This is a genomic window from Salidesulfovibrio onnuriiensis, from assembly GCF_008001235.1.
Classification (GTDB): domain Bacteria; phylum Desulfobacterota; class Desulfovibrionia; order Desulfovibrionales; family Desulfovibrionaceae; genus Pseudodesulfovibrio; species Pseudodesulfovibrio onnuriiensis.
Genome location: NZ_CP040751.1, coordinates 1,573,017 through 1,591,700 on the forward strand (window position 1 = coordinate 1,573,017; position 18,684 = coordinate 1,591,700).

Below are 18,684 nucleotides of genomic sequence, written 5' to 3' on the forward strand. Positions count from 1 at the left end.
AACAACGACACAAGGCGGTTATTTATACCGCGTTGGGTATAAAATCAATGGGTGGCTGGGAAGGCGGGGCGGAGGGGCAGGGCTGCTCCCCTCCTGGCCGAATTCTATCTACTCGTGTATGCGCACTGCATTGTAACGCAGTCCCCGGTCCCCGTTGCAATGATGTCGGCCACGTTGTTTTTTTTGCCGAATTGCAGTTCCAGCGGCCCCACTTCGACGTCCCTGCCGATGATTTCGCCGGGCTCCGCATCTCGGAACAGGGCCGCGTAGCAGGTGAAGGGCAGCTTGAACTGCGTGGAGGCGTTGGCTGGGATGTCGCGTTTGCAGACCGCCGTTCTGCCGGACATGCCCACGCCTGGGTTGGCGGCTAGGCCGGAGTTGTTGTGGATCACGATGTGGTCGCCCCGATCGGGGCGCAGCGCTCCGATGCGCCGCAGTTGCTGCACGCCGTCCTTGAAAACGATTTCCCATTCCTGGCCCAGTTCGGTTTCCAGCGTCTGGGAGGCCGCGTAGAAGGAGCGGTTGTCTCCTTTGTGAGGGGCGGCGACGGTGACATCGTACGATGTTTGCCACTGCACCCCACCTCTTTCCCCTGGAAGCACGGTGGCTGTCTTCCAGGCAAGAGGGGGCGTGTTGTCGGAGCCCGGGACTTGCCCGTAAATGACCATGGTCCAGGTTCGGTCGGTTTTATTCTTCAGGTTGGTGTAATAGGTCCGCATTGCTCCTCCTTGGCTTGCTGTTGCCATAAGGCAGGAGAAGCGTATTGCTTTTCAATTATAAAAGGACCGTTGGCGAGAAGGCGGCGCCGGAACCGTGTTGGTGGTATGGAAGGGACGGGCGATGACGTTGGCCTGCACCGGTCCCGGCGCCGAATATGCGCCCAGGTTGTGATCCGGGCGAAATGTGTGTGTTGACGCCGGGCCGTGGCGTAGTGAGGAGGGCGGGCCGCCCAGCCCGGCGTCAACGAGCTTTCCGGGGCATCCCTGGGACTGGCTGCATGCATGCACGCATTTCAGTTCGCGGGGCTGCTGTTCTGCGCCGCGTCGAGATCGAGCTGCGGCGCCTGTGTTTTTAGGTGCGTGCGTAGACGCATGCCAGTTCGATGGAGTCGCCGGTCCTGATGGCGGTGACGTTGGCCACGTTGGTGCCCTGGCTGAACTGCAGCTGGATGGGGCCCACTTCGATGTTGCTGCTGATGACTTCGCCGAGTTCCACATCGCGGAACAGCGCGGCATAGTAGGTGGGGGTCACCTTGAACTGCGCCGAGGCGTTGCTCAGGATGTCGCGCTTGTAGGCGGAACCCCTGCCGGACATACCCACGCCGGGGTTGGCGGTCAGGCCGGAATTGTTGTGGATCACGATGTGGTCGCCCAGGTCGGTGCTCAGGGCGCCGATGTGCCGGAGCTGCTGCACGCCGTTTTCGAAGATGATTTCCCATTCCTGGCCCAGTTCGGTTTCCAGCGCCTGGGAGGCGGTGTAGACGCCCAGGGGCTTGAGCTGGCGGTAGTCGGCGATGGCCACGTTGTAGTAGTTCATCCAGGTCACGCCGCTGTAGCCGCTGTGGGGAACGGTGGTCTTTTTCCAGGCAACGGTGTCCAGACCCACGGAGTCCGGGAATTCCTGGTAAACGGCCATGGTCCAGGTGCGATCGGTTTCATTGCTGAAGTTGACGTAATAGTTTTCCATTGTGTTCTCCTTTTGTGGTGGTTTGTTTTTCCTTTTCCTGGGGCCAGTGGTGGTTCTCTACGTCATAGCGCCTCCTGGTTCACGTTTGAGTGGATGATTTTATTTTTGTATCTTCCTGGCGGAACATTGAAGACGCGCCTGAATTTTTTTCTGAAATGGTTTACCTTTGCGATGCCTATCGAATAGGATAGATCTTCTATTGTAATATTCTTTTCCTTGATGATCTTGTTTCTGGCTCGAAACATTTTTCCCAATCCATAAATTCGGAAAGTTTCATGCCAGTGATCTTTTTGAATTCCGTAGAGAGCTGTGATTCATTGATATGAAATTGCTCTGCAATAGAATAACGTGTCATCTGTTGAAGTCTAAAGTCGGTTGAAGTGAGAATGTACAAAGCAATGTTCTCGATCAATGTGGATTTTTTACATACGGTCATAGCTTCTCACAGTGTTGTTGTTTCAAACCTTCATCAGAGCAACAGTCGCTGTAGAATCCAGTGGTAATCGAGGAAGGTTCCCGCAGGTAGCCCCAGAAAGTTCATTGCCTGCATCTGGAGTTGTAACTTTCTGAAATTCAAGAGGATGTTTGTTTGACGATATTTATTGGGTGGATTGATATAGGATCCAGTTTTATAAAATCATCAATATTGAAAAGCGATTGGAATTGTCCCCTGAAAAGGGAGGGTGTTAATTTTCGGGGGTGTTCCGAGGGATATACAAGATGTAATGGACGGGATGTTTTCAGTGTCTCCGAAGAGGCGTTTCAGGCAGGCGCGGGAGAAGTGACTTTTGCCTTGACCTCTCCTGGAAGCCCGTATATCTAGGCTTCTCCATATTCGGCCCCGTAGCTCAGTCGGATAGAGCACAGGATTCCTAATCCTGGTGCCGCAGGTTCGATTCCTGCCGGGGTCACCATATGAAGCCTACCCGCTTGCCCATGCGAGCGGGTTTTTTTATGCAAGGTTCGACAATTCCGCAGGACAGCGGAATTGGACGTTGGCTTTTGCCAACGCCCGGAGGGCGCGCCCCAGGACGGGGCGCATCATTCCTGCCGGGGTCACCATATGAAGCCCACCCGCTTGCCCATGCGAGCGGGTTTTCTTTTGCTCCATGTTCGACAATTTGCCGCACCTGGGGCATGGTGCGGCCGTATGACGAAACCGACCACCGACAATCCGCAGCTCATCGGCGAATACCGCGCTCGCATCAACCGGGTCATGGATCATGTGGAAGCCAATATCGGCGGGGGATTCTCCCTGGAAGGGCTCGCAGGGGTGGCGGGCTTTTCCAAGTTTCATTTCAACCGCATCTTCCATTCCGTCACCGGGGAGAGCCTGTTTTCCTTCATTCAGCGCGTGCGCACCGAAAAGGCCGCGTGCATGCTGCTTAACAACCGGCGGACACCGATCACGGACATCGCCTACGACTGCGGGTTTTCCAGCTCGGCGGCCTTTTCGCGCAGCTTTCGGAACCGTTTCGGCATGTCGGCCACGCAGTGGCGCGCCACGGAGCGGGAATTGACGGACGTGGGAGCGGGCAGGGGCTCCATGGAGAACGCTGGGCGCGAATATTCGGTTGAGCCGGAATCCGTGGAGATCAGGACGTTCGATTCCAAGACGCTTCTCTATGTCCGTCACACCGGCCCCTACAAGGGGGATGCGGACCTGTTCATCCGTCTCTATGACAGGCTGTTCACGTGGGCCGCGCCGCGCGGCCTGGCCGACGTCAGGGCTTCTGAAACCTATGTGCTGTACCACGACAGCATCGAGATCACGTCCGGCGACCGGCTCCGGGTCAGCGTGTGCATCGAGGTTCCGGAAAATACGCGGCCGGGCGGGCCGACCGGCATTCTGTCCTTTGCGGGCGGCAGGTATTTATGCGCGCGTTTCCGGCTGGGCGTCACCGAGTATGCCGAGGCGTGGCGGTGGGTCTTCAACAGGTATTTCCCGTCCAGCGGATATCAGCCGGATGACGGCTACAGCTTCGAGCATTACCCGGTGCACGACTGCACGTCCTGCGAGGGCAGGACCCTTGTGCATATCTGCGTCCCGGTCAGGCCCCTGTAAAAAGCAATACGGGTTAAATCCTCAGCAACCAGCGGAAAGTGTTGGCCGCGCCTTCGGGCTAGAACCTCCTGAACGATTCACAACAGGAGGAAACACATGACCAGTACGAACATTTCCCTCAATCCCATCGGCCGCGTCCTGTCGGACGGCGAGTTCTGGAACATCCACATTGACGAGGCCTACAGGAAGGGGCTGGACAAGATGGATCAGTTCAGCCATTTCCTGGTGCTCTGGTGGGCCAGCGCACACGACAATCCGGACAGCCGCGCCATGCTGCACACGCCGCTGCCCTATGCCCCGGGCCTTGAGGCGGGCGTGTTCGCCTGCCGCTCCGAGTTCCGGCCCAACCCCATAGGCGTGACCGTGTGCCAGTGCCTGGACCTGGATATGGAAAATGGGGTTATCCGGGTGCCGTACATGGACGCCTTTGACGGCACGCCCGTGCTGGACCTGAAACCGTATTTTCCGGTTTCGGAACGGGTGCGCGAGGCCCGGGTGCCGCAGTGGGTGGAAACCTGGCCCCAGTGGTACGAGGAGGCCTACAAGCTGGCCGATATGTTTGCAGAGTGCGGAGAGTAACTTGCTGTAATTATGAATGATTGATTAAAAATGGCCCGCATTGCGCGGGCCGTCGTCGTTCTCACTGTTTCTGGAAATACTCGTCGATGAACTGCTGGTATGCCCCGTCCTGTTTCATCTGGCGCAGGGTTTCATCGAACCTGCAGGCAAGGGCCTTCAGGTTGCGGACCTTGCTGAAGGCCAGGTAGCTGGGCACATCCTCGATGCTGGGTTCCAGTTCGCGGACCTGGGTTTGCTTTTCCATGATCCGCAATATGTCCCATGCGCCGTAACGGTTGCTGACCAGGATGTCGAAGCGCCCGGCCAGGAGCTTGGACATGTTCTGCTGCCCGGTGGTCGATTGATCCATGTTTTTCAGGGTGCCGTCCGAGGTGGCCTTGTCAAAGTCCTCCCCATAGCTGACCCCGCGCACCATGCCGAAACGATACCGGGCCAGGTCGGCCAGGTTGCCGTTGAATTCGATGGGGCTGTTCGCGCGCACGAACAGCGAGGTGGTCTGGGGCATGAGCACCTCCTCGCAGTAGTCCAGGAATTCGAGACGCTCCCTGGTCCGGAAGGCGGTGAAAATGCCGTCCGCCTCGCCCTCGCGCACCCGTTCCAGGGCGCGCGGCCAGGGCAGCAGGGTGATCTTCACGGTGTGCCCCATGCGCCGGAAGGCCTCGCGCACGATCTCCACGGCAATGCCCCGCACCTCGAGGCCATGCTGGAATTCGTAGGGCGGATATTCCAGGGTGGTCAGCTGGTACTCCTCGGCCCGGACCGGGAGAGCGGTCAGAAGCAGGCACAGACACAGGGCGGCCGGAATTGCTTTTAGCGACATGGGCGTTCTCCGCATGGAATTTCAGTGGTTTCCCTTTCCCTGAATAGGGCATTGGATGCAAAGAAGCGATGATATTTCCACTTTGGAAGTTTTTGTGGAAGCAGTGGAGAAATTTTAATTAATTATTTTTTAATATTTTACAATTTCGCAGAATTATTGAAGGTCAAACGTCCGTTTGGCCGCACTTAATACCGTTTTGGAATGGACAATGACCAAAATGTAATATAGTGAACACATTATTCCGTTTTGTTGAAACTGTTGTTGCAAGTTTTTACGAATCAACAGGGCGGGTGAGGGTCCGCCCCGAAAAGAGAGAGGAAATACACATGCAAAACCGTGAAACCTGGGGGTCGCGGGCTGGATTTATCCTGGCCGCGGTCGGTTCCGCCATTGGTTTGGGGAACATCTGGCGTTTTCCGTACATGGCCTATGAAAACGGCGGGGGCGCGTTCCTGCTGCCTTACTTCATCGCCATGCTCGCCGCCGGTATCCCGTTCATGATCCTTGAGTTCGGCCTCGGCCACAAATTCAAGGGTTCCGCGCCCAAGATTTTTTCCACCATTTCCAGCAAGATGGAGTGGCTTGGCTGGTTCCAGGTCATTGTCTGTTTCATCATCGCCACCTATTACGTGGCGGTCATCGGCTGGTCCATGCAATACTTCCTGCTGTCCTTCACCCAGGGCTGGGGGGCAACGCCTTCGGACTTCTTCTTCAAGGATTTCCTGGGCCTGAGCAGCGGTCCCATGAACCTGGGCGAACTGCAGATGCCCATCTTCCTCGCCGTGGTCGTGGCCTGGGGCGTCGCCTACTTCGCCATCTTCACCGGCATCCGCGGCGGCATCGAACGTCTGAACAAGATCTTCATGCCCCTGCTGTTCCTCATGGTGTTGGTGTTCATCGGCTTCGGCATGACCCTGGAAGGCGCTTCCGAAGGTCTGCAGTGGCTGTTCAAACCCGACTTCGCCGCACTGGCCCAGCCCAAAGTCTGGACCGCCGCCGCCGGGCAGATCTTCTTCAGCCTGTCCATCGGTTTCGCCATCATGCTGGCCTATTCCAGCTACCTGCCGAAAGATTCCGACATCAGCAACAACGCCACCATGACCGTGTTCATTAACTGTGGCTTCTCCATGCTGGCCGGTGTCATGATCTTCTCCGTGCTCGGCTACATGGCCGCCCAGAAGGGCGTTCCCGTGAGCGAAGTTGTCAGCTCCGGCGTGGGTCTGGCCTTCATCACCCTGCCCACGGCCATCAACATGATGCCCATGCCGGTTCTGTTCGGCGTCCTGTTCTTCCTGGCCCTGACCATCGCGGGCCTGTCCTCCATGATTTCCATCGTGGAAGCCATTGTTTCCGCTGTCATGGACAAGCTGAACATGCCCCGCAAGCAGGCCTCCACCCTGATCTGTGGTCTGGGCTTCATCATCAGTGTTGTCTACACCACGGGCGGCGGCCTCTACCTGCTCGACATCGTGGACCACTTCATCAACAACTACGGCATCCTGGTGGGCGGTCTCATCGAGATTTGCTTCGTGGCCTGGTTCTGCAAGCTGGACATGATCCAGAAGCACATCAACGCCACTTCCGAGTTCGCTGTCGGCAATTTGTGGAAGCTTTGCATCATGGCTGTGGCGCCTTTCGGCCTGGCCGTGAACCTGGTCATCGCCCTGTATGAAGACCTCACGGTCCATTACTCCGGCTACGACTTCAGCGCCCTGCTCATGTTTGGCTGGCTGATGCTGGCGGCAGCGCTGGTGCTGGCCCTGGCCATGACCTGCAAGCAGTGCGCATTCAAAGAGTGCGTTTCCGCGAACAACGACTTCAGGAGGAAGTAACATGACCACCGGTGCAATCATCATGATGCTTTTCGGACTGGGCCTGACCTGGGGCGGAGCCGCCCTGTGCATTCGCCTGGCCATGGGCAATCGCGACGTTTAGTTGCGGCATAACGGAAATACGGGCCGGGCGCTTCAGGGCGTCCGGCCTTTTTCGCCCTGGCGTGCCCGTGAAAAGGGAAGAACTTGACGCGGGACGGGGCATAGCGTAGGGCTTCAACTCCGGCCTGCATCCAGGGCCGGAAGAGAAAGCAAAACATCCGGAGCCCTCAGAGGCCGGTTGTCATAGATTTACATACAAGGAGTTCATATGGCCAAAGAAGAAGGAATTCAGGTTCAGGGCACGGTGGAAGAAGCACTTCCCAATGCCATGTTCCGTGTCCAGCTCGAAAACGGGCACGAAGTGCTCGCACATATTTCCGGAAAAATGCGCAAGTTCCGCATCCGTGTCATGCCCGGCGACACCGTCACCGTGGAATTGTCCCCGTATGACCTGACCCGCGGCCGCATTACCTTCCGTCCTCGCTAACGGTTTTTCGCTAGCGAAGAAAAGGCCTGGATTTCCCATTGGGAAACCAGGCCTTTTTTGTTGGCTGTTGAAAAGCGGCTGTCTGCGGTCTCGCTGCGGGAAAAGCAGGTCCTCACGTATTGGGAATACGCTGCGGGCTGCTTTTCCCTGGCTCCTGGCATCCAATCACTTTTGAACAGCCAAAGTGCTGGCGCATATTGATAGTAACTAAAGAGAAAACGTGTCGGGAATATCCTTCAGCAGGGCTTCCAGGTTCTGGAAGAACCTGCCCACGTGCAGGCCGTCCACCAGGGCGTGGTGGGCCATGACGTGCACGGGCTGCATGGTGCGGCCCTCGCGGGTGGCGAACCGGCTCCAGCCCACGCGGGGCACGCAGTCGTCCGGACCCAGCACCGGGAACTGGATGGAGCTGGCCGTCATCCAGGGCAGGCAGGTCATATAGGTCAGGTTGTCGTGTTCCCCGTCCTTGTTCACCAGATCGGGCTGGCTGGAGGCCTGCTCGATGGCTGCGGTCGCGCTGGCCTCGAAGATCTTCCAGTTCTCGGAATATTCGATGTAGCAGAAGTTGAAGCGTTCCCCCTCGATGGGCACGGTGACGCCCGGATGGGTCACGGCGTGCTCCACCACGGAGTCGCCGTGAAAGCGCATGCGCAGTTCGGGCACGGCATTGACCGCCCGCATGAGGCAGAACATGGTGGCCGAGAAGACCGAGGTCCCCTGCGCCTTGATGCAGTCCAGCATGTCGGTGATGTCCACCTCGGCGGTCACCGTGAAGTGGGGGACGCCGTGGTTCCGGAACAGGTGAAAGTGGCTTTTGCGCGGCCACGAGTCCAGGTCGATGGTTTTCATTGCGGCTCCGTTGGTTTGGGGAGTCCTTTTATATAAGAAAAGGGGTGGCGGGACCACCCCTTTCGGCCTCGGATAACGCATCGATTGCCGTGTTGTCGCGGAGGGATACTACGCGTCGGGCACGCGTCTTCTCCTCGGCTTCTGATGCTATTCCGTCTTTTTGGCCGGTTTGTGGTCGAAGACCACCTTGACCACGCCGTGGTCCGAGGGGAGCATGTTCGGCACGTCCTCGGGATCGTGCCCGTGCGGGGCAAAGAGGTGGTCGTTGAAGACCAGCATCTCGTGGAAGGACCAGCGCCGCTTGTCCGAGTGGTCGTAGAACTGCTCGGAAAACAGGATGTGGTCCAAGGATTCCATCTGGTTCTTGAAGATGTGGGTGAAGTAGACGTCGCGCAGGCTGCGGTACTGCTGCATCATTGCTGCGGAATACAGGCCCGTGTCCGACTTCCTGCCCGCGGTGCTGGCCTCGAAGAGCCGGTAGGGAGGCTGCTCGGTGAGCAGGGTGGTGGTCGTGCTCAGGGTGGAGTCGTTCAGGTCGCCCATGACCACCACGGCCTGGTCCGTGTCCTTGAGCATCTTGTTCAGGTGGATGCGCAGGGCCGCCGCCTCGGAGGCGCGGCGGATGGTGGACAGGGCCGAGCCCAGGGCCTCGGTGTGCGGCTTGATCTCCGGGTGCTTGCGCGCCTCGCGGTAAAGGTCCGTGGGCCGCTTGGACTTGAGGTGGGCCACCACGACCTTGATCTGGGGGGCCTTTTTCGGGCTCAGGGCCTTGATGGTCGCGCAGAGCGGAGGCCGGGAATACTTCCGGATGTCCACGGATATCTCTTCCTCGGGCTCGTCGTCGTTGCTGCCCCGGTATTTCTTGAGCAGCAGTTCCTCGGGCAGTTCCAGCCATTCCGGGGTGTCCTTCAACATGCCCTTGCGCGCGGCAAGCCCCACCTGCACCTTGCCCGCCGGAGCCTTGCGGGCGACGATGTCGTAGTCCCGGAGCATGCCCGCCGCGTCAAAGGCCTCCTCCAGGGCCTGCGGGGACCAGAGCTCCTGGAAGCCGATAACGTCGACCTTGAGTTCCTTGAGGATGTGGGCGGTCCAGCGGATCTTGGCGTCGTATTCATCCCGGGTGTAGGGCCGGGAGGTGGTGTAGTAGACTTCTCCGGGCAACTGGAGGTTGCGCAGGTTGAAGGTGGCGAAGCTCAGTTTGGCCATGGCGTGCTCCTTGTGTTGGAAAAGGGATTTTGTACGCCTGTAGCATATATGTGTATCTATTTGAATAGATCCTGGACGATTTGCCGAGTTTGTCACCATGAAAAAAGCCCTGAAACTCGATGAAGAGCTTCAGGGCGATCTTGATTGTTAGCCGTTTCGTCGGCGGCGATTACGTCCAATCCAAAATCACTTTCCCGGACTTGCCCGACCGCATGACCTCGAAGGCCTCTTCATAGTCATCGATCTTGTAGTGGTGGGTAATGGCCGGGGTGATGTCCAGGCCGCTCTGGAGCATGCAGGCCATCTTGTACCAGGTCTCGAACATCTCGCGGCCGTAGATGCCCTTGATGAACAATCCCTTGAAGACCACCTTGTTCCAGTCGATGGCCGTTTCGCCCGGCAGGATGCCCAGCAGGGCGATCTTGCCGCCGTAGTTCATCTGGTCCAGCATGTCGCGGAAGGCCACCGGGCTGCCGGACATTTCCAGGCCCACATCGAATCCTTCCACCATGCCGAGTTCGGCCATGACGTCTTCCAGCTTTTCCTTGGTCACGTTCACCGCGCGGCTGGCGCCGAGCTGCTTGGCCAGGCCCAGGCGGTAGTCGTTGATGTCCGTGATGACGATGTGGCGCGCGCCCGCGTGGCGGCAGATGGCGGCGGCCATGGCCCCGATGGGGCCCGCCCCGGTGATGAGCACGTCCTCACCCACCAGGTCGAAGGACAGGGCCGTGTGCGCGGCGTTGCCCAGGGGGTCCAGCACCGAGGCCACATCGTCCGAAATGTTGTCCGGGATCTTGAAGACGTTCACGGCCGGGACGCAGAGATATTCGGCGAAGCAGCCGGGCCGGTTCACGCCCACGCCCACGGTGTTGCGGCACAGGTGGCGCTTGCCCGCGCGACAGTTGCGGCAGTGCCCGCAGGTGATGTGGCCTTCGGCGGAAACTCGGTCCCCGGGCTTGATGCCCCGGACCTCGCCGCCGATCTCCACCACCTCGCCCACGAACTCGTGGCCCACGACCATGGGCACCGGGATGGTCTGCTGGGCCCATTGGTCCCAATTGAAAATGTGGATATCCGTACCGCAGATGGCGGTCTTGGTGATACGGATCAGCGCGTCGTTGTGGCCGCAGGTGGGGAAGGGGACCTCCTCCATCCAGATGCCCTGCTCGGCCTTGCTTTTGACCAGCGCTTTCATGCTGTTCAACGGTTTCATGTGCACTCCTCTCTCTTGGAATTGTCCTTAATGCGTTGCGTGCAAAATTAGTGCGCCAATTTTGCTCAAAAAGCAAGTTTTATGTCTCAAATTTCATGAACAAGACAATAGCTAGGATTCAAATTGCGATATGCGTAAAATTAAAAGGTTTATTTTGCGCAAAGTGATCACTGTTCACTTTTCCATGCTTTTGATAGCATGCCTTGCGGCAAATGCCATGTATATCCTTGATCTTCGCGTGGAGGAGTTTTGGGCGGCGAACAGAAGGTGAAGATTCCCTGGCAGGTCATGCGCGACCTGGACATCACCCAGCAGGATCTGGGCCTGCCTGCGGTGCTGCCCTCGCCCTCGCCCTGGATGGGCCATGTCTTCCTTGCCCGCTGGATCATGCGGGTGTTTCGGCCGCGCGTTTTCGTGGAGCTGGGCACGCACCAGGGTTTTTCCTACTTCACCTGCTGCGAGGCCGTGCGCGAAAATTCGCTGCCCACCCGCTGCCACGCCATCGACCACTGGGAGGGCGATTCCCATTCCGGCAAATACGGTTCAGACATCTTCGAGTCCGTGTCCTCGTTTAACCGCCGCTATGAATCCTTTTCCACCCTGCACCGCATGTCCTTTGACGACGCGCTTAAGCATTTCGAGGACAGGAGCGTGGATCTGCTGCACATCGACGGGTTGCATACATACGATGCGGTGCGGCATGATTTCAAGACCTGGCTGCCCAAGCTCTCTGACCGGGCCGTGGTGCTCTTTCACGACACCATCGAGTCTGGCGGCGATTTCGGGGTTTGGAAGTTCTGGGAGGAGATACGCACCGGCTATCCGCACATGAATTTCCATCAGTCCCACGGGCTGGGCGTGCTCGGGGTGGGGGTGGGCTTTCCCGAATCCGTCAATCACCTTTTTCGCGCCTCGGAAGAACCCGAGTCCTGCAACAACATGCGCCTGTATTTCATCGACTTGAGCCGCCGTTTCATGGAAGCGGCCTATGGAACCAATCTTTCAGCCTGATCCTTCGAGTAACCCATGACACAGCAAATCACCGTCGAAGCCTTTTCCCGCAGTTGGCCCGTGGCCGGAAAATTCACCATTTCGCGCGGGTCGCGCACCGAGGCCGTGGTGGTCGAAGTGCATGTTTCGCACGGCGGTTTTACCGGCCGGGGCGAATGCGTTCCCTATGCCCGCTACAACGAGACCGTGGACGAAGTCATAGCCGATATCCTCACGGCCGGGAAGGAGCTGGAAGCCCCCGACCGCGAGGCCCTGCAGAAGCTGCTGCCTGCCGGGGCCGCGCGCAACGGCCTGGATTGCGCCCTGTGGGATCTGGAGGCCAAGATGCGGGGCACGTCCGCCGCATCGCTTCTGGCCATTTCCGGGCTGGGGCCGGTGCCCACGGCTTATACCCTGAGCCTGGATACGCCCGAGGCCATGAAGGACAAGGCCGCCCTGAACGCGGACCGGCCCGTGCTCAAGGTCAAGCTGGGCGGCGAGGGCGATCTGGAGCGGCTCCGGGCCGTGCATGAAGGCGCGCCCCGGGCCCGGCTGATCATCGACGCCAACGAGGCCTGGAGCGTGCAGGAATATCGCGATATGGTGCCCCGGCTTTCCGACCTGGGCGTGGCGCTCATCGAGCAGCCGTTCCCGGCGGGCGACGATTCGGTGCTGGCCGACCTGGCGCGGCCCATCACGGTCTGCGCGGACGAGTCCTGCCACGACCGGACCGATCTGCCCCGGCTCAAGGGACTTTACGACGCCATCAACATCAAGCTGGACAAGGCCGGCGGGCTTACCGAAGGCGCGGCCCTGCTGCACGAGGCCAAGGCCATGGGATTCCAGGTCATGACCGGCTGCATGCTCAGCACGTCCCTGTCCATGGCCCCGGCCATGCTCCTGGCCCAGCAGGCCGATTTCGTGGACCTGGACGGTCCGCTGCTTCTGGCCGACGATCACAGGCCCGGCATAGAGTACGAGGGAAGTCTCGCGTATCCTCCCGTAGCAGCATTATGGGGGTAGGCAGCCGATAAGAGCGGGGCGCTGCCCCTGCACCTCGCCAAAGGGCTAATCCCTTTGGAATCCGGATAATAAACACGGCCATCCTCTCTCGTTGCGAGTGGATGGCCGTGTTTATTTGATAGGGGATGCAAGGGGAATTATTCCCCTTGCCCGCCGGAGGCATGAAAAAAGCCCCTCTGTCAACAGAGGGGCTTGGCCTTTTGGGCAGTAACGAAGTAATCGCGCTCTTCTTGGCAGCCTTACATGTTGCAGGCGTCCAGTTCGTCCGAGTAGAGGAAGCAACGGACCTTGTGGCCGTTGCCCAGGTCGGTGAGCGCCGGGGTGCACTGCGAGCACTTGTCCATGGCTTTGGAGCAGCGCGGATGGAAGTGGCAGCCCTGGGGCGGGTTGAGCGGGCTCGGCAGTTCGCCGGAGAGCGCGGCCCGGTCCTTCTTGGCGTTCACGTCCGGGGTGGGCGCGGCGTTGAGCAGCACCTGCGTGTAGGGATGGCTCGGGTTGTCATAGAGCTCGTGCTTTTCGGCCAGCTCCACGATGCGGCCCAGGTACATGACGGCCACGCGGTCCGAGATGTGCTTGACCACGGACAGGTCGTGGGAAACGAACAGGTAGGTCAGGTCGAACTCGTCCTGCAGGTCCATGAGCAGGTTGATGACCTGCGCCTGGATGGAAACGTCCAGGGCCGAGACAGGCTCGTCGCAGATGATCAGCTCCGGGTTCAGGGCCAGGGCGCGGGCCACCCCTATGCGCTGGCGCTGGCCGCCCGAGAACTCGTGCGGGTAGCGCATGGCCTGTTCCGGCCGCAGGCCGACCTTGTCCATGAGATAGCCCACCTTTTCCCGGCGTTGGTCCTTTTCGCCGATGTTGTGGATGGTCAGCCCCTCGCCGATGATCTGGCCCACGGTCATGCGCGGGTTGAGCGAGGAGTAGGGGTCCTGGAAGATGATCTGCATCTTGGCCCGCATGGGGATCATTTCCTTGCGGGTCAGGGAGAGCACATCCGTGTTCCCGTAGATTACCGAGCCCTCCTCGGGGCGGTCCAGGCGCAGGATGCAGCGGCCCAGGGTGGACTTGCCGCAGCCGGATTCGCCCACCAGCCCGAGGGTTTCGCCTTTGTATATGTTCAGGTCCACTCCATCCACGGCCTTGACCACACCGGCCGCGCGGCCCATGTCGCCCTTGACCGTGAAGTGTTTGCGCACGCCGCGCAGCTGGACCAGGATTTCCTTGGTATCACTCATGTCTAGTCCTCATACAGCCAGCAGCGCACCGGGTGCTTGCCGTCGGCGATCTTCAGTTCAGGCTCTTCCCGGGCGCAGCGTTCCGTGGCGTGGCGGCAGCGGTCGTGGAACCGGCAGCCCTGGGGCAGGTGCAGCAGGGAGGGAACCATGCCCGGAATGGTTTCCAGGCGTTCCTTTTCCTCGTGCCTGCCCAGGCCCGGGATGGAGCGCATCAGGCCGCGGGTGTACGGGTGCATGGGGTTGGTGAACAGCTCGCGCACGTCGGCCTGCTCCACCACGCGGCCCGCATACATGACCAGCACTTTTTGCGCGGTCTCTGCAATGACGCCCAGGTCGTGGGTGATGAGCTGGATGGCCGTGCCGGTCTCCTCGCGCAGCTTGTCCATGAGGTCCAGGATCTGGGCCTGGATGGTCACGTCCAGCGCGGTGGTGGGTTCGTCGGCAATGAGCAGCTTGGGCCTGCAGGCCAGGGCCATGGCGATCATGACGCGCTGGCGCATGCCGCCGCTCATCTGGTGCGGGTAGTCGTAGATGCGCGACCGGGGCGAGGGAATCCCCACCTGGTCGAGCAGTTCCACGCCGCGTTCCAGGGCCGCCTTGCGGCTCAGTCCCTCGTGGAGCATGAGCGCCTCGGCGATCTGGTCGCCCACCCGGAAGACCGGGTTCAGCGAGGTCATGGGCTCCTGGAAGATCATGGAGATCTTGTTGCCCCGGACCTTGCGCATTTCCCTTTCGCTGAGGTCCAGCAGGTTCACGCCGTCGAACTCGATTTTGCCCTCGACGATCTTTCCCGGAGGCTCCGGGATGAGGCGCATGACGGACAGGGCCGTGACCGACTTGCCGCAGCCGGATTCGCCGACAACGCCGAGGGTCTCGCCCGAATTGATCTGGTAGCTGACATCGCAGACCGCCTTGGCAACGCCGCGGTCCGTATAGAAGTAGGTGGACAGATTGTCCACGTTCAGTAACGGTTTGGTCATTTCTCGCTCCCCCTAATCCCTGAGCCTCGGGTCCAGCGCGTCACGCAGGCCGTCGCCGAGCAGGTTGAATCCAAGCACTGCCAACAGGATCATGATGCCGGGGAAGGTGACCACCCACCAGGCGCGCAGGATGAGTGCGCGGCCGCTGGCCAGCATGGCGCCCCATTCCGGGGTCGGCGGCTGTGCGCCCAGGCCCAGGAAGCTCAGGGCCGCCGCCTCCAGGATGGCGGAGGCGAAACCCAGCGTGGTCTGGACGATGAGCGGCGCCAGACAGTTGGGCAGGATATGGATGAAGATCAGGCGGAAGTCCGAGGCCCCGAGGGAGCGCGCGGCCTGCACGTAGTCCTTGGAGTATTCCTCCAGTACGGACCCGCGCACGATGCGCGCGTAGCGGGGTATGGAGACCACGCCGATGGCGATCATGGCGTTTTCCAGGCTGGGCCCGAGAAAGGCCACGATGACGATGGCCAGCAGGATGCTCGGGATGGCCAGCAGGATGTCCATGACGCGCATGATGACGATATCGGTCCAGCCCCTGTAGAAGCCCGCAACGGCCCCGGCGATGGTGCCGAAGAACAGGGAGATGGACACGGACACGGTGCCCACGATCATGGAGATGCGCGCGCCGTAGATGATGCGCGAGAGCAGGTCGCGGCCGAAGTCGTCGGTGCCCAGGAAAAAGCCCTCGGCGGCCTTGGGTTCCCAGAAGGGCGGCTTCAGCTTGGTGTACAGGGACTGCTCGAACGGGTCCTTGGGCGCGAGCCACTGGCCGAACAGGGCCAGGATGACGAACACGCCGACAATGACGAGCCCCACCACCGCGGTGCGGTTCTTGTGCAGGCGCATGAGCGCTTCCACAATGGGCGAGTGGGACGAGTAGGTTGCTTTTTTCGCTGCGATTTCGGACATGGCTACACCTTGATCCTCGGGTTGATCCATGCGTACGTGATATCCACGAGCAGGTTGATGAGCACGAAGATGAAGGCGATGATCATGGTGCCGCCCTGTACCGCGTTGAAGTCACGGGCATAGACCGAATGCAGCAGCCAGGAACCGATGCCCGGCCAGGCGAAGATGGTCTCCGTGAGGATGGCCCCGCCCAGTAGGATGGAGAACTGGAGCCCGATGATGGTCACCACCGGGATGAGCGCGTTCCGCAGGGCGTGCTTGTAGTGCACGATGCGCGGGGAAAGCCCCTTGGCCTTGGCCGTGCGGATGTAGTCCTGCCGCAGGACCTCGAGCATGGAGGAACGGGTCATGCGGGCGATGATGGCCATGGGAATGGTGCTCAGGGTGAAGGCGGGCATGATGAGGTGATGCAGTGCGTCCTTGAACGCGGCCCAGTTGCCCTGGAGGATGGAGTCCACCAGATAGAGGTGGGTGATGGGCTCGAGCACGATGTCGTAGCTCAACCGCCCGGAAAGGGGCAGCCACCCGAGTTTCACCGAGAAAATGATCATGAGCACCAACCCCAACCAGAAGATTGGCATTGATACCCCTATGAGCGAGAGCACCATCGATCCGTAGTCGAAGAGCGAGTATTGTCGCGTGGCCGACACGATCCCCGCCAGCATGCCGAAGACGATGGCGAAGACGATGGCCACCATGGACAGCTCAATGGTGGCCGGGAAATGTTCCTTGATTTCGGTGGTGATTTTTTCGTTGGTGCGCAGGGCGCGGCCCAGGTCGCCCTGCACCAGGCGGCTGATGAACCGGCCGTACTGCACGTGCAGGGGCTGGTCCAGGCCCAGCTGGTGCCTGAGTTCCTTGAGTGAGTTCTCGTTGGCGCGCTCCCCGAGCATCATCTCGGCCGGGTCGCCCGGCACGAGGTGAATCATCAGGAAGATGAGCACGGACAGCCCGAGAAGAGTCGGGATGACCTGCGCCAATTTCTTGAGGATGTAATACAGCAAAATGGTCTCTACTTTATTGAAGCGGCAGGGGCGGTCGGAACCACCCCTGCCGGATATTGCATTTGTTCAATCAAGCCGGAGGCTTGCTACTTCAGCCAGACCTTGTGGAAGTACACGCTGGTGGTCGGGTGCAGCTTGAAGTCCTGCACGCGCTTGCTCTGCGGCTGGGCCACGATGGAGTGGGCCATGTTGATCATGGCGACTTCGTCGTGGATGATCTGCTGGGCGCGGCGGTAGATCTCGGTGCGCTTGGCCTTGTCGGTCACTTCGCGGCCCTGGACCATCAGGTTGTGGTATTCCTCGTTCTTGAACTGGGTGCGGACGTTGGGGTCGGCCAGGCCGTCCAGCAGCACTGCCAGGAAGTTGTCCGGGTCGCCGTTGTCGCCGGTCCAGCCGAGCTGGAACAGGTCCATGCTGGGATCCTGGGTGCGCTGCTTCTTGAGGTAGGTGCCCCATTCCATGGTCACGAGTTCCACTTCGATGCCGAGCTTCTTGAGGTCGGCCTGGAGGGCTTCACCCACTTTCATGCCGGAGGGGTTGTAGGGGCGAGGCACGGGCATGCACCACAGGGTGATCTTGTCCTGGCCGGCTTCCTTCAGCTTGTCGAAGAAGCCTGCTTCCTGGAGCAGGGCCTTGCCCTTTTCGATGTTGTACTCGTAGTCGACGATGTCGTTGTTGTAGCTCCACAGGTTCGGCGGAATGGTGTTCTTGGCCGGGATGCCCATGCCGTAGTAGATGTTGTCCACGATGGCGGGCTTGTTCACGGCGTGGGCGATTGCCTGGCGCACGCGGGCGTCCTGCCACAGGGGCTTGGTGTGGTTGAAGCCCATGTAGCCGATGTTCATGCCCGGCTGGGTGATGACGGCCAGGTTCGGGTCGGCTTCGGCCAGTTCAACATCTTCGGGATTGGGGTACTGGCAGATGTGGATGTTGCCCTGCTTGAGTTCCAGGAAGCGGACCGAGCTTTCGGGGATGACGCGGAAGATGACCCTGTCGAGGTACGGTGCGCCGTCCCAGTAGTCGTCGTTGCGTTCCAGGATGATGCGGTCGTTCTTCATCCACTTGACGAACTTGAACGGGCCGGTGCCCACGGGGTGGGTGATGTAGTCGGCGCCGTACTTGAGCACCGCGGTGGGGCTGACGATGTCCGCGAAGTCCATGGCCATGTTGGCGATGAACGGGGCTTCGGGCTTTTTCAGCTTGTAGACCACGGTGGAGTCGTCGGTGGCGGTGATGGACTCGACCAGGTCGTCCATGATCATGGACAGCCAGTATTCCGGAGCCGGGGCATCGGTGGGCCATGCCCATTCCTTCTGGAAGAATTTGCAGCCGGACTTGTCCTTCATCTGACGGCCGTGGGAAAAGACGACCGCGTCGGCGTTGAAGTCGGTTCCGTCATGGAACTTGACGCCCTTGCGCAGATGGAAGGTGTAGGTCTTTCCGTCCGGGGAGATGTCCCAGGATTCGGCCAGGCCGGGTTTCAGGTCGGTGCTTTCCGGCTCGAAGCCCACCAGGGCGTCGTAGACGTTGTCGCAGACCATGAAGGAGTTGCCGTCGGTCTCGTAGGCGGGGTCGAGGCCCGGGCTGTCGGCCCCGCGGCCCATGACGATGGTGCCGCCCTTTTTCGGGGCTGCGAATGCGGAGCCGGTCATGGCCATGACGGCTACCATTGCAATCAACAGAGCTTTTTTGAACATTCAAACCTCCAACGGATCGAGTTCAGGTTCAGAACGAAGATGAATGCCTCCATCATCTCTCACC

Annotated in this window: 18 protein-coding genes and 1 tRNA gene; 8 read left to right on the forward strand and 11 right to left on the reverse strand. The window is 60.0% G+C overall.

From position 1 onward, the window contains the following. Positions 1-104: 104 nt before the first annotated feature. Both FGL65_RS07200 and FGL65_RS07205 read right to left on the reverse strand, forming a co-directional pair. Positions 105-719 (reverse strand): hypothetical protein, encoded by a 615-nt coding sequence (locus tag FGL65_RS07200; RefSeq protein ID WP_147820517.1) that lies wholly within the window; start codon positions 717-719, stop codon positions 105-107. Between the two features lie 352 nt (positions 720-1,071). Beyond that, positions 1,072-1,686, reverse strand: coding sequence for a hypothetical protein (locus FGL65_RS07205; RefSeq protein WP_147820519.1), 615 nt, complete (start codon positions 1,684-1,686; stop codon positions 1,072-1,074). 837 nt (positions 1,687-2,523) lie between these two features. Between FGL65_RS07205 and FGL65_RS07210 the strand changes: the two genes are divergently transcribed. The 3 genes from FGL65_RS07210 (at position 2,524) to FGL65_RS07220 (ending at position 4,330) form a co-directional block, all read left to right on the forward strand. Beyond that, positions 2,524-2,600 (forward strand) — tRNA-Arg (locus tag FGL65_RS07210). Positions 2,601-2,836: 236 nt separating this feature from the next. Then, positions 2,837-3,751, forward strand: coding sequence for an AraC family transcriptional regulator (locus FGL65_RS07215; protein ID WP_187170573.1), 915 nt, complete (start codon positions 2,837-2,839; stop codon positions 3,749-3,751). Between the two features lie 96 nt (positions 3,752-3,847). Further along, a complete protein-coding gene (locus tag FGL65_RS07220; RefSeq protein ID WP_147820523.1) occupies positions 3,848-4,330 on the forward strand; it encodes a TrmO family methyltransferase domain-containing protein in 483 nt (160 codons plus the stop codon). 61 nt (positions 4,331-4,391) lie between these two features. Here FGL65_RS07220 and FGL65_RS07225 read toward each other — a convergent pair whose 3' ends face one another. Beyond that, positions 4,392-5,150 carry a substrate-binding periplasmic protein gene (locus FGL65_RS07225; protein WP_147820525.1) on the reverse strand — a complete coding sequence of 253 codons (759 nt, stop codon included), beginning with the start codon at positions 5,148-5,150 and terminating at the stop codon, positions 4,392-4,394. 326 nt (positions 5,151-5,476) lie between these two features. Here FGL65_RS07225 and FGL65_RS07230 point away from each other — a divergent pair, with 326 nt between their 5' ends. From FGL65_RS07230 to infA, 3 genes are all read left to right on the forward strand, one after another. Further along, positions 5,477-6,982, forward strand: a complete 1,506-nt coding sequence (locus FGL65_RS07230) for a sodium-dependent transporter (protein ID WP_147820527.1) — start codon at positions 5,477-5,479, stop codon at positions 6,980-6,982. Position 6,983: 1 nt separating this feature from the next. Further along, a complete protein-coding gene (locus tag FGL65_RS07235) occupies positions 6,984-7,085 on the forward strand; it encodes a MetS family NSS transporter small subunit (protein ID WP_147820529.1) in 102 nt (33 codons plus the stop codon). A gap of 207 nt (positions 7,086-7,292) precedes the next feature. Then, positions 7,293-7,511 carry a translation initiation factor IF-1 gene (infA, locus tag FGL65_RS07240; protein ID WP_147820531.1) on the forward strand — a complete coding sequence of 73 codons (219 nt, stop codon included), beginning with the start codon at positions 7,293-7,295 and terminating at the stop codon, positions 7,509-7,511. A 207-nt stretch (positions 7,512-7,718) separates the two neighbouring features. Here infA and FGL65_RS07245 read toward each other — a convergent pair whose 3' ends face one another. The 3 genes from FGL65_RS07245 to tdh form a co-directional block, all read right to left on the reverse strand. Next, on the reverse strand, positions 7,719-8,360 hold the full coding sequence (locus FGL65_RS07245; protein ID WP_187170574.1) for a CatA-like O-acetyltransferase: 642 nt from the start codon (positions 8,358-8,360) through the stop codon (positions 7,719-7,721). Positions 8,361-8,507: 147 nt separating this feature from the next. Next, a complete protein-coding gene (locus tag FGL65_RS07250) occupies positions 8,508-9,566 on the reverse strand; it encodes an endonuclease/exonuclease/phosphatase family protein (protein WP_187170575.1) in 1,059 nt (352 codons plus the stop codon). 169 nt (positions 9,567-9,735) lie between these two features. Continuing rightward, on the reverse strand, positions 9,736-10,779 hold the full coding sequence (tdh, locus tag FGL65_RS07255; RefSeq protein WP_250645596.1) for an L-threonine 3-dehydrogenase: 1,044 nt from the start codon (positions 10,777-10,779) through the stop codon (positions 9,736-9,738). 249 nt (positions 10,780-11,028) lie between these two features. On the opposite strand from tdh, the gene FGL65_RS07260 reads away from it, so the two are divergent. Both FGL65_RS07260 and dgcA read left to right on the forward strand, forming a co-directional pair. Beyond that, complete coding sequence (locus FGL65_RS07260; RefSeq protein ID WP_147820537.1) at positions 11,029-11,790, forward strand: class I SAM-dependent methyltransferase; 762 nt, start codon at positions 11,029-11,031, stop codon at positions 11,788-11,790. Positions 11,791-11,805: 15 nt separating this feature from the next. After that, positions 11,806-12,792: an N-acetyl-D-Glu racemase DgcA gene (gene dgcA / locus FGL65_RS07265; RefSeq protein ID WP_147820538.1), complete on the forward strand. Its 987-nt coding sequence runs from the start codon at positions 11,806-11,808 to the stop codon at positions 12,790-12,792. Positions 12,793-13,031: 239 nt separating this feature from the next. Here the strand turns inward: dgcA and FGL65_RS07270 are convergent, their stop codons facing one another. The 5 genes from FGL65_RS07270 to FGL65_RS07290 form a co-directional block, all read right to left on the reverse strand. Continuing rightward, a complete protein-coding gene (locus tag FGL65_RS07270) occupies positions 13,032-14,030 on the reverse strand; it encodes an ABC transporter ATP-binding protein (RefSeq protein WP_147820540.1) in 999 nt (332 codons plus the stop codon). 2 nt (positions 14,031-14,032) lie between these two features. Then, positions 14,033-15,010 (reverse strand): ABC transporter ATP-binding protein, encoded by a 978-nt coding sequence (locus tag FGL65_RS07275; RefSeq protein WP_147820542.1) that lies wholly within the window; start codon positions 15,008-15,010, stop codon positions 14,033-14,035. Positions 15,011-15,022: 12 nt separating this feature from the next. Beyond that, positions 15,023-15,919: an ABC transporter permease gene (locus FGL65_RS07280; RefSeq protein WP_147820544.1), complete on the reverse strand. Its 897-nt coding sequence runs from the start codon at positions 15,917-15,919 to the stop codon at positions 15,023-15,025. A gap of 2 nt (positions 15,920-15,921) precedes the next feature. Next, positions 15,922-16,923, reverse strand: a complete 1,002-nt coding sequence (locus tag FGL65_RS07285; protein WP_147820546.1) for an ABC transporter permease — start codon at positions 16,921-16,923, stop codon at positions 15,922-15,924. A gap of 86 nt (positions 16,924-17,009) precedes the next feature. Continuing rightward, the gene (locus tag FGL65_RS07290; RefSeq protein ID WP_147820548.1) at positions 17,010-18,620 is read right to left on the reverse strand and encodes an ABC transporter substrate-binding protein; all 1,611 of its coding nucleotides are present in this window, start codon (positions 18,618-18,620) and stop codon (positions 17,010-17,012) included. Positions 18,621-18,684 lie beyond the last annotated feature (64 nt).

Excerpts from the sequence above, each read along its gene's own strand:
- FGL65_RS07245 (WP_187170574.1), bottom strand. The coding sequence starts at position 8,360 with ATGAAAACCATCGACCTGGACTCGTGGCCGCGCAAAAGCCACTTTCAC.
- FGL65_RS07230 (WP_147820527.1), top strand. The coding sequence starts at position 5,477 with ATGCAAAACCGTGAAACCTGGGGGTCGCGGGCTGGATTTATCCTGGCC.
- infA (WP_147820531.1), top strand. The coding sequence starts at position 7,293 with ATGGCCAAAGAAGAAGGAATTCAGGTTCAGGGCACGGTGGAAGAAGCA.
- FGL65_RS07215 (WP_187170573.1), top strand. The coding sequence starts at position 2,837 with ATGACGAAACCGACCACCGACAATCCGCAGCTCATCGGCGAATACCGC.
- dgcA (WP_147820538.1), top strand. The coding sequence starts at position 11,806 with ATGACACAGCAAATCACCGTCGAAGCCTTTTCCCGCAGTTGGCCCGTG.
- FGL65_RS07270 (WP_147820540.1), bottom strand. The coding sequence starts at position 14,030 with ATGAGTGATACCAAGGAAATCCTGGTCCAGCTGCGCGGCGTGCGCAAA.
- FGL65_RS07200 (WP_147820517.1), bottom strand. The coding sequence starts at position 719 with ATGCGGACCTATTACACCAACCTGAAGAATAAAACCGACCGAACCTGG.
- FGL65_RS07290 (WP_147820548.1), bottom strand. The coding sequence starts at position 18,620 with ATGTTCAAAAAAGCTCTGTTGATTGCAATGGTAGCCGTCATGGCCATG.
- FGL65_RS07225 (WP_147820525.1), bottom strand. The coding sequence starts at position 5,150 with ATGTCGCTAAAAGCAATTCCGGCCGCCCTGTGTCTGTGCCTGCTTCTG.
- FGL65_RS07205 (WP_147820519.1), bottom strand. The coding sequence starts at position 1,686 with ATGGAAAACTATTACGTCAACTTCAGCAATGAAACCGATCGCACCTGG.
- FGL65_RS07275 (WP_147820542.1), bottom strand. The coding sequence starts at position 15,010 with ATGACCAAACCGTTACTGAACGTGGACAATCTGTCCACCTACTTCTAT.
- FGL65_RS07235 (WP_147820529.1), top strand. The coding sequence starts at position 6,984 with ATGACCACCGGTGCAATCATCATGATGCTTTTCGGACTGGGCCTGACC.
- FGL65_RS07250 (WP_187170575.1), bottom strand. The coding sequence starts at position 9,566 with ATGGCCAAACTGAGCTTCGCCACCTTCAACCTGCGCAACCTCCAGTTG.
- tdh (WP_250645596.1), bottom strand. The coding sequence starts at position 10,779 with ATGAAACCGTTGAACAGCATGAAAGCGCTGGTCAAAAGCAAGGCCGAG.
- FGL65_RS07220 (WP_147820523.1), top strand. The coding sequence starts at position 3,848 with ATGACCAGTACGAACATTTCCCTCAATCCCATCGGCCGCGTCCTGTCG.
- FGL65_RS07280 (WP_147820544.1), bottom strand. The coding sequence starts at position 15,919 with ATGTCCGAAATCGCAGCGAAAAAAGCAACCTACTCGTCCCACTCGCCC.